Origin of the sequence: Ruminiclostridium papyrosolvens DSM 2782, from assembly GCF_029318685.1 — a bacterium.
In the GTDB taxonomy this organism is placed as follows: Bacteria; Bacillota; Clostridia; order Acetivibrionales; family DSM-1351; genus Ruminiclostridium; species Ruminiclostridium papyrosolvens.
On the sequence record NZ_CP119677.1, the window covers coordinates 212,837 to 225,583 of the forward strand.

The following is a 12,747-nucleotide window of genomic DNA, read 5'->3' on the forward strand; positions in this document are numbered from 1 at the left end:
AAATTAAATTTTAAAAATTGCTATTGAAGACTGCAACTCGTCAGCAAGTTCTGCTAATGATTGTGCGGAAGCTGTGATTTCTTCCATTGTTGCAACCTGTTCCTCATTTGCAGCAGAATTGTCCTGACTTAGTATTGCTCCTTCTTCTGCTGCCTTTCTGATTGTTTCGGAAAATGAAACGAATGCCTGACTCTGGGAGGAAACAAGTTCTATAGAGGCCATAACATCTTTAACCTTACTATTCACATTTGTTACGTCGCCTTTAATAGCTTGGAATGTTTCGGCAACATGCTGCGTTTTAGCAAAACCGTTTTTAACTTTCTCATTGCCTTTATTAATTGATATGACTGCATTTTCTGTTTCACTTTGAATTTCCTTGACGAATTGAGCTATTTGTGTGGCTGAAACTTTAGACTGTTCAGCAAGCTTGCGAATCTCTTCTGCAACAACAGCAAAGCCCTTTCCTTGTTCACCTGCACGGGCCGCCTCAATTGCTGCATTTAGCGCAAGAAGATTTGTTTGTTCTGTAATACCTGTAATAATCTCAACAATGTTTCCAATTTCTTTTGAATGTTCTCCCAACTTTCTTATTACAGTTTCAGAATCACTAACAGTGGTGGTTATATCATTCATTTGATCAACAACGTCATTTATGGTGATAATTCCATGTTCGGAAGCTGAAAAAGCCTTATCCGACAAAGTGTACATTTCTTTACTATTATCCGAAATTTGCTGTATATTCGTAGACATTTCCTTTATTGTTTCGGTTGATTGTTCAATGCTTCCTAACTGTTCTTCAGCCCCTGAAGCGCTTTTTTGAGTAGCTTCGGCAATTTGTTCATTTGCTTTTGTACATTGTTCTGCACTGGAGGTTAATTCTTCTGAAGAAGCTGCAACTTGTGTGGATACGTCACTCACTTTTGACAGAATATCTCTCACATTTGCAACCATTTTATTTAAAGAAGTTACCAATACGCCGATTTCATCCTTTCTTTTAATATTTAAAGGTTCAACGGTCAAGTCTCCATCGGCTATTCGGTGCAGTGTGTTTGTAACTTTCTTTACAGGTGATGATATGCTCTTAATCAAAAGAAATGATGTTAATATAGTAACAAGTAGTGCGATTATGCTGATTATTATAATAAGATTGTTGCTGTTGGCCTTTACGTTCATTACATCATTCCAAGCATCATTTGTTAACTTGTCTATATCATTTTTGATTTTACCATGAGTTTCACGGAAACTGTCAAACAGTCGTTTGCCATCCTCCATTTTTGAACGTGCCTCATCTAATTTTCCCTGTTTGGCAAGAGAAATCTCTGATTCGTAATATTTTTCAATTGAGTCAATCTTTGGTTTTGCTTCTGCTATAAGCTGTGACATAATAGGGTGACCGTCAAGCCTTGAGTCAATATCTGTTAAATTTATTTTAATATCATTTTTCCCGATGTTGTATGCATCAAGAAATTTTTCATCTCCTGATACAAGATATCCGCGTACTCCGGTTTGCTCATTAACTAACGCAGTTAATAAATCATCTGCTGCACGACCTAAAGGAATAGAATCTGTTATAAGAGTTTCTGCCTGCATTTTCAAGGAGCTAGTTGCATAAAGATTTGTCCCAACAATTGCTGTCATTAATATTAATACTAATACATAACTTGCTATAAGCTTTTTTGCTACTGACATAGGTGTCCCTCCATAAGGAATTATATTTTTCTTTGAAGATTAGCTTCGAAATAATTATCGGCAAATTTATACATTATGTTAACTATATTGTTTATTAAACAATACATGACAGGATTTGTTGTAGATTGACACTAAAAGTAATTGCTGGTACTATATGGGATACATTATGTGTTACCTTCTCATATATTAAAGTGAACAGGAAAGAGGTTAAAAATATGAAAAAGAAAATTTACGTTACTATTTTGCTTCTTTTATCTGCATTTGCAGCTATATTTGTATGGTCATATACACCAAAACCTATTAGCTTAGAGTACCAGGCAGTTCAATATTCGGCAGAAGATAATAGTTATACCAAAGACATAAAAATAAAAGTCAAAGGTAAGTTATATAATGGTATATTTAGTAAACCAGTTTATAAAGGTGTTATCGCTATTGACGGATATGACTTCACAAAGAAATATGAGTTAATTCCAATTATTTTTCACCCTAAAATCAGCAACGGGATTGGTTCACTTACTTATACTACTGTTATTAACGGAAAACCTGTACTTGAAATGTTAGGGTCAATTCGGATAACTGATAATTTTAAGTCCATATATATTGAGGTATGTAACCCAAAGGATAAAGGCACAGTTATTTCTGCTCCGGCAAAAACATTGCAGGATGCTCTAAAAATTTCACATATTTTTAACGGGGCAAGTACAGATAATCCTGAGAAATCTTCGCAAATAACCGCTAAGATAAATCTTTCACTCGGTAATCAATAAGCCCTTGATTAAAAAATTCAGAATATAGGGACATTGCTAATCCAAAAACAAATCTTGACATAATATAATACTTAAGTTAATATATCAATGTGATATATATCACATTGATATAGGAGGGCGTCCGATGCCAAAAATTAATAAAACAAAATACGCTATTCTGGGAGTACTTAGTATGAACCCAGGGTCGGGATATGATATAAAGAAGTTCTGCGATAAAGGAATTTCCTATTTTTGGAATGAAAATTTCGGACATATCTACCCCGTGTTAAAACAGATGGAAGTGGAAGAGCTAATAACCAAAATTGCTGAACAAAATGAAGGAAAGCCCATGAGATATGTTTATTCCATAACACCTAAAGGATGGGAAGAACTGACAGAGTGGCTGATGCAGCCACCAGAAAACACTCCTGCACGTCTTGAGCTGCTTTTAAAGCTTACTTTTGCCAAAAATATTCCTGAAAATAACGTTATTGAGCAAATGGAGAAAATAAAGCAAAAGCATATACAACGGTTGGAACAATATGAGGAAATGGAAAAGGAGTTTAATTCTAATGAAAAGACACGGTTGGATAGGGGTTACCCATATTGGCTGGCTACACTCCGTTATGCAATTCATGATGCAAGGTTTAGAATTCAATGGTGTGAAGAAACCATTCAGAATATAAGGGAACATCAAAAAATGCTAAATAATTAACATTTTTGGAGGCAGAATATTATGCAAAAAAAAATAATCATAATTGGTGCTGGAATTGCCGGATTATCTGCGGGCTGCTATGGACAAATGAATGGATATGAAACCCAAATATTTGAAATGCACTCCGTTCCGGGAGGTCTTTGTACTTCATGGGACAGAAAGGGTTATAGGATAGATGGATGTATTCACTGGCTTATGGGTGCAAATCCCGAAAGTATGTTTTATGAGACTTGGAACGAGTTAGAAGCTTTCAAGGGAAAAGAACTTCTGTATCATGATTATATAATGCATATTGAAAATAGCGAGGGTAAAAAGTTAATCATGTATTGCGATATTGATAAACTGGAGACCCATTTGATGGAGTTATCTTTTCAAGATAGCGAGGTTATTCGAGAGTTAACTGATGCTGTCAGAAAGTTTAAGGATATCCACACAGCTTCAAAGGATGAAAGTTTAGTGAAATACTCTAAAGTTACTATGCATGATTTCGTGCAACGGTTTAAAGATCCATTTCTAAAAGAGGCTCTGCTTGCTTTTGCGCCAAAGGGAAATTCGGTATTTTCATTAATCTTCCAATTAGCAATATACAATAATAAAGATGCCTGCTGGCCGGTGGGAGGTTCTTTGGAGTTTGCCAAGGGGATTGAAAAAAGGTATTTGGAACTTGGCGGTAAAATACAATACAAATCTATGGTAGATGAAATCATTGCCGCAAATGACAGGGTGACAGGTATAAAGCTTACTGACGGATGTGTACATACTGCCGATTTTGTGGTTTCCGCAGCAGATGGATATTCAGCCATTTTTGAAATGCTCAAGGGGCAATATATAAATGAAGAAATAAAAGCTTTATACGAAAGCAAAAAAGTATCCAATACATCTATTCAGATTTCTCTTGGGGTGAATTGCGACCTGTCCAGGTATCCATACTGTATAAATATGATGTTGGAAAACTCGGTGCAAATTGGGGGAGTGGAAAATTCACAGCTTTTGATAAAGAATTACTGTTTTGACAAGACTTTAAGCCTACCTGGTAAATCAGTTGTCACATCGTTAATTTTTACTGATTATGAGTATTGGGAAGAGCTATACAAGAACTCTGAGAATTATAAGGCTGAAAAGAAAAAAATAGCTGATTGGTTTATATGCCTTTTTGAAAAAAAATACCCCGAAGCAAAAGGAAAAATTGAAGTAGTGGATGTGGCTACACCCATTACATATTATCGGTATACTCATGTGTGGCAGGGAGCATACTGTGGGTGGAAAGCTCCTGCACAAAAGATTCCAAATGTATTGCCGGGTCTTTTGGGTTTTTATCTTGCAGGTCAATGGACTCAGACAACAGGGGGCCTTCCAACGGCTGTAATCACCGGAAAAGGCAGCATTATGCGTATATGTAAGCAAGACGGGAAGAATTTTTTGAGTAAATGCTCCTAATACAAAGCTACAAAGAGATTTGCTATTAATGTTCAAAATTTATAGCAGTTATATATGAAAATGGGTTTAATATCAGACAATTTAAATATTAACCCCATTTTCTGCTGTACCTTTCAATTATTTTTTAACTTTACCTTTAAGGACTTCTCCTATTGCAGTTATTATAGTAAGGAGTCCAAATAAGACTACTAATAAATAACCTAAAAAATAGAGAATTGCAGAAAATTTTTCGAAAAAGTTTGTGTTTATAATACTATAACTTGTAGCATTTTCAAATAACGATACACACATGAACCCAATTCCAATTAAAAAGATTATAAAAAAGCTTAAATATTTTTTTATAGAAATCACATCCTTATTGTTTTCTAATGGTAAGATCGTTATACGTTGATCTATATTTCTCAATTTTGCATTAACATATCCGGTACAAAAAAATTACTCCTTTGGTAATTTTATTATTGTTTATAATATTTTCAAAATTGTTAACATTATATTTTTAATTTAATTCTACATAATATGGTGATTCAATTGTTCGCAATAGCTTGATATCAAAGTTGAATTGTTATGGAAATATTTTACATTAGTTAGTAAAAGTTATATATTATATATATACTTATTATTTTAGGAGGTACTTCAAGTGACTAAAAAAATGAAACTCAGAACTCTAGGTGTATTGCTAATAATATTAAATTTGCTATTCTGCAATGTATATGCTTCTAATGACAGTTTTAAGCAGTCAGATGTTCAAAACGATTCAATTAAGAATTTAAGTATTGAAAGCCAGCCTATACTAAAAAATCTTGATTTAAAGAAACTTCGCAGTGAAATTGATAAATCCAACAGTGATTTGAAATCAAAGGAAAATAATAAAACAAAAAACACACAGGATATTTCTTACAATATTAATTCTTTAGTATCAGCTGAAGTGTATACTCCTTTCATTAATTTCCTGGATCAACAATTTACCAACATGCCAAATACACCGGGAAATGCTAGTATAGAGGAAACTTTCTCCAGAATAAAACAAAGCAACCCTACTATTAATTATTCAAGTAATTATGTAATAGATTCGGTATATCTTTTAAGTACAACAATCAATGGTGTAAAACAGGATTATTATGCAATGGAAATAGTTTATCCTTTTAGTGTTTATCCTGGAGGCCCCGTAATTGGAGATCACGGCTTAATTATATATAATCAGAATTATAAGAGCCATCCTTTGTATGATAATGGACGCTACAGCAAAGGGTTTAATGGGATAACCTACGGCAGCGGAAATACATATAATGGTCTTTCCATCAGAGCCGGAATTATTAGTGCATATGTACCTATCCAAAAGTATTCACATACAGAATTTGGGGAGTATAGGACATTCTATTTATTTGATTTTTTTAACCCAGCCATAAGTAAAATAATTGATGGCGGATACGATCCAACAGGAAATAAACCATACTTTGTAAGCTGGGTATCTTGTGGTAACAGAATTATATATGGAAGGGCATCATGGTATTCAGATGGAAGCGGCTATAATGAATTATATAGGGTCGATAGAATACTTGGGAATCAAATTTCCAATAATAATATATTATTTTTGTCAAACAATGAATTCGAAATTGGTACTGCGTTAACATATGATTCATATCAATTTAATTCAACAATTGGTGATGGAAAAATATATCTTATAGACTTAAATACACTACAATTCAGTTGATAGTACAAAAAGAAATCTACAACTTTCCATGATTTTTTTAATATTATTATGGAATTGTGGGGACTGCACACTATTAATTGGTATGCAGTATTTCTTTATTCGAACATCCTTTTAATTCGCAATAGCCTGAAAAGCCAACATACAAAAAGAACGAAGACTTATCCTCGTTCTTTTTGTGTAATTAGTTCTTTTATCAAGATTTGATATCAAAGGTATAGAATAAATTACAAAATACTACAATCAAATATATCGAATATAAATTCATTATACCGAGCATTCGATTGTTTTAAAGAATTTGAGTAAGCTCAAATGTGAATAAGTCTTATTCATAAACAGTCTTTCCTGTGTCAGAAACCAAATAGCGAGCTAATGTTTCTGTCATATTTGGTTCATAGGGGTCTATATAAGCAATTCTTATTACGTAATATTTTTTATTGTTTAACGTGGTAGTATCCCAATATTGAACCTCATAATTTGGGGCAGGTTCTTCGATTGTCCCATCAGCAAATAAACCCTTAATAATTTTTACAGCTTTTGAGCCAGTAATTGTACTACTTGCTGAGATACTTGTTACAGAATTGTCCTTAATAGTAGCTGCACTACTACCAATTGTTAGTGCTGCGAAAATTGATGTTACTACAGCTAGCCCAATGATTTTTTTGAGATGCTCTTCATAAATAAAACCTCCTTAGTTTTTAAATAAATAAGACCATACATAATTTAAAAATATGTAAAAATATGTAAATTATATTAGTGATTTTTCAAGGTCGCTGATTAGAGCGTAAAATGAAAAAGTAAATACAACAATAGAAGGAAAATGTGTAATGAAGGAACGGAGCAGTAAAATGATTTCTTTTGCAGTAGTATTGGCAATTATATTATCGACAACAGGTAATACATTCTCATATATGCGATTGGGTAAAGGTAAAATAAGTGGTGGAGCGAAAGGCCTCTTATATTACATAGATAGCTCTGCAAGTGAATATTCAGATTCAATTAATTATGGTATTCAGTATTGGAATAACAAGGTAAGCACCGTATCAGTGGCAAGGACTGACGAACAATCTTATTCAAGGTGTGACGTTTATTGGGGGAGTTATTTTCCTTCTAATTCAGGTGTTATTGCACAAACATATTTAAAATTAAACAATATCGATGCTAGTTATGATACTGACTGGTACTGGTGTGAAATTAAACTAAATAGTCAGGTTTTTAAATACTATGCTGATAAAACACAGACTGGTTTGTCCTATTTCGATAGAATAGGCACTGCGTGTCACGAGTATGGTCACTTTTTAGGGCTTTGGCATGTTTCTGATAAAACTGCAATTATGTCTCAATTAGGGGATGGCCGCACGGCAGGGAGTCCATCCGCTGATGACATCGCAGGAATAAAAGCAATCTATGGATCATAAAGGAGGAAGTAAAATGAATAAGAATGTATTAATGAGTGCTTTTTTAGTGGTTGCATTGGGCATTTCACTTGGAGGTTGTTCTTCTAATATGGAAACATCTGAGATGGCTTCAAGTGGAAAAACAACCACGGTAGCTTCAAATGACAAAGTAAACGAAGTAACAAAAAATACAAATGCTGATGAGAAGAAAACTCGATACATTTCAACCTCTTTAGACAAAATTAAAACATATTCCGATTTGAAATCGTTAGAAGCTGCGCCTTATGTGTTTACTGGTGTATGTATTTCACCACAACCTGTTTTTCAAAATAATACGCTTTATACATTATCAAAACTTAAATTAACAGAGGTGTTTAAAGGAAATTTGAGTGCAGGAGATACAGTATCAGTTGTTGAAATTGGAGGTAGAACTACTTATGGAGAATATAAAAAAGAATGTAATATTACTAAAAAGTCTTTTGAAGTAGTTGATGATAGTATTCCTGATGATTACAATGTTGTTGTCGGGACAGATGGATTTTTCCCTTTAGAAAAGGACGATGAAGTTCTCCTTTTTGTCGGAGATACCAGTGGATTTTTGAAAGACTTCAATGAACCGTTGTTTGATATTATTGGAGCATATGATGGTAAACTATATCCGTCAGGTAAAGATGCTTATTCACAAAATAGTCCTTCATCAACAGATGTACGAACTTTTGCAAATAACACCTTGAAAATTAGTAAGGAAGAACTTAAGGCATTAAGTAAATAAACTGCAAATTGTTTATAGATTTTTGTTCTTTGGATAAATCAATTCTTGGAATATATTAGGGAGCTGGGGCTTAGTTTTCTTGCCTGCAACATAAGAAGAGCGATAAATATGGTATGGTAGGAGTTAAGAAGTTAATTGCAGCAATGTAGGGGGGTATTCCATAGCTTTTCTCTAAAAAATAAAAAGGACATTAATTTTGAAATTTTTCTTCAAAATAGTGTCCATTTTTTTACTTGTAAAACGCTGAAAAGCCTGATAAATCAGGCTTTTCAGACAAATTGTGGCGGAGAGAGTGGGATTCGAACCCACGGTGAGTATTACCCCACACACGATTTCCAGTTCTACCGGAACGATTTCAGCCTGTATAACCGAGTATGTCCTAATGTCTTGCAATCCGCTTTTTTCTAAGGTTAGATGCTATTTGTATGTTAATCAGTATCACCATGCATAATGGTGATTTTTGCCGTCCGTTGTCAATTTGTTGTCAGGTTGTTATTGATGATATTGTATAGGTTTTTATCCCATATTGGTACACTTATTCACCCAGTATCATTCTCTCGACCTTAGCTTTGGCTTCCTCGATTTCCTGTGCTGCTTCTAGCTGAAGGCTCTTAGCTCTTGCCCTTATGTCAGCCACGTGTTCAGCAATTTCTTCCTGTTTACTTCTCAATGGAAGAGGAATGAGCTGGTGCAAGTATTCACTCATAATGAGGTTACGAATACCATTTGTCTGGCTCTGCATGGCATCAGTCAACTTATTATTATGCATGGTTTTCAAGAACTGAAATATGTATCTACTGTCAACGTCATCCCGAATACGGATTTTATGAACAAAATTACTATATGCTATGTTGCCGACCCCCAGAATATCTGTATCAATTATACCTATTCTTCCAACTGGCTGGTCATCACTACCTCCAGACTTCTCTATAAGCAAGTCTCCTTTTTGTACGTCCATACGCCCTAACTTGCGATTATTTATACACCTAAGTTTTATTCTATCATTTCTTAGATTTAGGTTATATTGGTTGTCGAATTCAGTAGCTCTTATCACAGTACATTCTGTATAGTCATTAGGATTAGTAACTTCTTTTGTATCAAGACCCCAGTCTCCACTTGCCTGATGTGTAATAAGTACCCTTAATTCAGCTTTGTCCAAAGCGCAGGATTCAACAGCAGCAAATAAATCCTGATAGAACTTTGAATATTTCTTAGGGTCAAACCTGCTTCCTGTAACTTTCTTAAAAGGAGTGAAGAAAGTTCTTTCTGCCAACGTATTTTCTTTAGGTTGAGGTAATTGGATACCTAATTGTGACAAAACATAGTTGTCGATACTCGCCAGAAGTTGTTGTGCATCATTTTCCTTAGATTTTCTACTAACATGAGCGCTATCCATTAATGCAACGATTTCATTCTGAATATCTAGGTCTGGAACCGGAATAAGTATCCTCTTAACTTCACCAGTATTTAATTCTGGTCTTGTAGACTTATTACCCCAACGGTATATCTGTTTATTCCCGATTGTCGATTTTAGTATGTGCTTCAAATAGCTTGGATTAATGTTATTCTTACACCTAATTGTTACAGAATGTGAAGTGATATTACCTTCTACCAGTCTTTCTGGAAATACTGCTGAATAGCCCAAAATGGCTCCTGCTTTGGTAAGGATTACATCCCCCGGAAGAACTCTACTTCTTTTCAGTTCTCTTTGCTTATCAGGAGATATTCTAACAAGCCCTTCATCTGGTATTTCACCAGTTTTCACGTCTGATACTCTTATAACTGGAATACCTTCACTTCTGTAGTCTTCAACCTTGAGTTGAGTGCCAAATGGTCCATCAACTACTTTAAGACTTATATCTCTTACTGTATATACAGGATACTTCCCATGATTAAGTCTATCGATGAATGCTACAATTTCTGGTCTATAAAATACAGTGTCATATCGCCCTTCCAATTCGCCCCGACCAATCATAAAAACATTGTTGCTATCAAAGTCGGGGCTTATGCGAAAAAAGAGTCAGTGCCATTAATGATAGCCTGTATGAATTTGTATAGCTCCTTGGCAATTGGTACAAGCTCATTGTTGCCAGTCTCACGCCCGGTGGCATCATAACCTATATCTTCAGCTATTGCCATGAAGATAGGATAGTTGTTGAGCTTGTCCTTCACAAGTCCTGTATATTCATCACTGAGGTTCTCCTTAATGTTAGAGATACGCTCGTTAAATTCCTCAGTGGTTTCTTTCTTCCAAGATTGGAAGCTCTCTGATTTTTCGTACTCCTTGACTTTCTCCTTATGTCCCTTAGTAAGCTGGCGTTCAATATCCTTGGTGTGGTTTCCTTGGGCCCTCAAGGCTTCGATGTGACTTACAAAAGCCTCTTCCATTTCCTGCTTTGTTACGTCACCCCTCTTCAATATTGTTTGCTTCTCCTGCTCCAAGGCAGTAATTGCAGCACCATATTCAGGCTTGTCAAAAGTTTTGTCCTGCAAGGACTTTTTGATAGCACGGATTGTAGCAGTGTCTTTCTCTGAAAGCTTATACAGGAACAACACAGAACTTTTAACCCCTGCACCATTAGCTGTAAAAGCAGTCTGGGGCATGGATACCACTGCAATTATACGATACTTTTCTTCAATCCAGTCACGGACATACTGCATACTGGAGTTTGTAAGGATACCGTCAGGTATAACAATGGCAAGAATACCACCATCATGTAGGTACTGGTGGCACCTTTCAATAAACAGAATTTCAGAGCTTTGGTTGTCTCTTGGACTGTTCAAGTCCACGTTTTTGAGTTTTGCTTCTATCCAATCAATACTCTTGCAACCAAGCTCAAAATCTTCAATATAACGGTGTTCAGAGTATTTAATTGTAGATCCAAAGGGGGGATTGGTTATAATAAAGTCAAACCTATTCTTTTTAAAGCCCGGATTCTTAGTGGTTTCACTGAGTTTGTCGATACCCTCAAGTCCGTCAAAAGCAACAACGTTGGTATGACCATCATCGTGAATAATCATGTTCATTTTAGCTGTCCTAGCTATACTCTCTGAAATCTCCACTCCATATAGCCGCTTCTCGGCAAAGTCATGCCAGAAGTTCCAGTGTTCTTTTGAATCCTTGGAGAAATATCCTTCCTCTGCTTTCTGGTCAGCAATATTTCTAACCTTATCCAAAGCATAGAGAAGAAAGCCTCCTGAGCCGCAGGAAGTGTCCAGAACGACAGATTCGTTTGTAATAGGTAATGATTCTACTATAAACTTAACTATGTTCCTCGGTGTAAAATATTGCCCAAACTCTCCACGGAAGAAAGAACCCATAAAAGTTTCAAATGCTTTACCTTTACTATCAAGGTCAGTAGCGGTCAGGTTTACTTTAGCAAGGTAGCCAACAACCGTTTCAAGCTCTTTGGCATTTAAGCGTATATCATCCCTGAACACCTCTGGGTCTTTAGCCTTACCTTTGTTGTAGATGCTCTTTATCCTCTGTAATAGCTTGTCAGTTGCTTCCCCGGTAAATACCTGAAAGTTGTAAGGCTCACCATTCTTCCTCAGAGTCCTTTCATCCCATAGCTTGCAGAATATAACCTTGTCAAGTTCATCAAACGCTTCAGAAGGATTTCTCTTTCCTCCAGCCCAAAGAGCATCATGGGCCTGTCTAAAAATCCTTGTCAAATCCTGTTCGCTAACTTTCTCAAGCTCAAAGCCATCCTTACCGCCTTTAATGTACTTGGCAACCAATAGCTCGCTACTTCCAAACACCGGAATATCTGCTATCTTATTAGCTTCGCGCTCCATAGGCTTAAAATCTGATACATTAAAATATGCTGACTTGATGCCTGATGTTACCCAGAGGAACTTGGCTCTCAGAGAATTTGTATTGCCAAATCCCTGCTCTATAGCCTGTATGAACTCAGCATCTGTAATTTCTTCTTGCTTACACTCTACCACTATGTATGGGTCTTTGCGGCTATCATCATTGTAGACTACAATGTCAGCAAGGTTGCTGGGTGTCCTTAATGGGACTATAGCCTCCAGTACAATCCTTGCCGGATGATACCCATAATTAAGAATAAGCTCAAGGTATGTTTTGACTCTTACATGTTCTTCTGGGTCTGTGTATCTATACCTCTTGTTCTGGTGTATATAAAGTACGTTCTTCCTATCATCGTCGAATTTGATTAGCCCTTTGGCTAAACCTTGCTCCAATATATCCATGTATAAACCTCATTCCTCGAGTTGTCATTTGAATTTACTTCAGTATATCATAAAGGTTCTTCATG

At 35.6% G+C, this 12,747-nt stretch carries 9 protein-coding genes; 6 read left to right on the forward strand and 3 right to left on the reverse strand.

What is annotated here, in order from left to right; translation table 11 throughout:
* Positions 1-3: 3 nt before the first annotated feature.
* Positions 4-1,689: a methyl-accepting chemotaxis protein gene (locus tag P0092_RS01000; protein WP_004619266.1), complete on the reverse strand. Its 1,686-nt coding sequence runs from the start codon at positions 1,687-1,689 to the stop codon at positions 4-6.
* 215 nt (positions 1,690-1,904) lie between these two features.
* Here P0092_RS01000 and P0092_RS01005 point away from each other — a divergent pair, with 215 nt between their 5' ends.
* The 6 genes from P0092_RS01005 (at position 1,905) to P0092_RS01030 (ending at position 8,464) form a co-directional block, all read left to right on the forward strand.
* Positions 1,905-2,456, forward strand: a complete 552-nt coding sequence (locus P0092_RS01005) for a hypothetical protein (protein WP_040758782.1) — start codon at positions 1,905-1,907, stop codon at positions 2,454-2,456.
* Between the two features lie 124 nt (positions 2,457-2,580).
* Complete coding sequence (locus P0092_RS01010; protein WP_004619271.1) at positions 2,581-3,150, forward strand: PadR family transcriptional regulator; 570 nt, start codon at positions 2,581-2,583, stop codon at positions 3,148-3,150.
* Positions 3,151-3,171: 21 nt separating this feature from the next.
* Positions 3,172-4,587, forward strand: a complete 1,416-nt coding sequence (locus P0092_RS01015) for a phytoene desaturase family protein (RefSeq protein ID WP_004619273.1) — start codon at positions 3,172-3,174, stop codon at positions 4,585-4,587.
* A 637-nt stretch (positions 4,588-5,224) separates the two neighbouring features.
* The gene (locus P0092_RS01020) at positions 5,225-6,298 is read left to right on the forward strand and encodes a hypothetical protein (RefSeq protein ID WP_004619278.1); all 1,074 of its coding nucleotides are present in this window, start codon (positions 5,225-5,227) and stop codon (positions 6,296-6,298) included.
* Positions 6,299-7,122: 824 nt separating this feature from the next.
* Entirely contained in the window at positions 7,123-7,713 is a 591-nt protein-coding gene (locus P0092_RS01025) for a matrixin family metalloprotease (protein ID WP_004619280.1), read from the forward strand.
* A 13-nt stretch (positions 7,714-7,726) separates the two neighbouring features.
* Positions 7,727-8,464 (forward strand): hypothetical protein, encoded by a 738-nt coding sequence (locus P0092_RS01030; protein ID WP_004619282.1) that lies wholly within the window; start codon positions 7,727-7,729, stop codon positions 8,462-8,464.
* A gap of 535 nt (positions 8,465-8,999) precedes the next feature.
* On the opposite strand, the gene P0092_RS01035 is transcribed toward P0092_RS01030, so the two are convergent.
* The gene (locus P0092_RS01035) at positions 9,000-10,439 is read right to left on the reverse strand and encodes a restriction endonuclease subunit S (protein WP_004619283.1); all 1,440 of its coding nucleotides are present in this window, start codon (positions 10,437-10,439) and stop codon (positions 9,000-9,002) included.
* A 29-nt stretch (positions 10,440-10,468) separates the two neighbouring features.
* Complete coding sequence (locus P0092_RS01040) at positions 10,469-12,682, reverse strand: type I restriction-modification system subunit M (protein ID WP_004619285.1); 2,214 nt, start codon at positions 12,680-12,682, stop codon at positions 10,469-10,471.
* Positions 12,683-12,747 lie beyond the last annotated feature (65 nt).

Coding starts and splice junctions, on each gene's coding strand:
- P0092_RS01000 (WP_004619266.1), bottom strand. CDS start 1,689: ATGTCAGTAGCAAAAAAGCTTATAGCAAGTTATGTATTAGTATTAATA.
- P0092_RS01005 (WP_040758782.1), top strand. CDS start 1,905: ATGAAAAAGAAAATTTACGTTACTATTTTGCTTCTTTTATCTGCATTT.
- P0092_RS01010 (WP_004619271.1), top strand. CDS start 2,581: ATGCCAAAAATTAATAAAACAAAATACGCTATTCTGGGAGTACTTAGT.
- P0092_RS01015 (WP_004619273.1), top strand. CDS start 3,172: ATGCAAAAAAAAATAATCATAATTGGTGCTGGAATTGCCGGATTATCT.
- P0092_RS01025 (WP_004619280.1), top strand. CDS start 7,123: ATGAAGGAACGGAGCAGTAAAATGATTTCTTTTGCAGTAGTATTGGCA.
- P0092_RS01030 (WP_004619282.1), top strand. CDS start 7,727: ATGAATAAGAATGTATTAATGAGTGCTTTTTTAGTGGTTGCATTGGGC.
- P0092_RS01035 (WP_004619283.1), bottom strand. CDS start 10,439: ATGATTGGTCGGGGCGAATTGGAAGGGCGATATGACACTGTATTTTAT.
- P0092_RS01040 (WP_004619285.1), bottom strand. CDS start 12,682: ATGGATATATTGGAGCAAGGTTTAGCCAAAGGGCTAATCAAATTCGAC.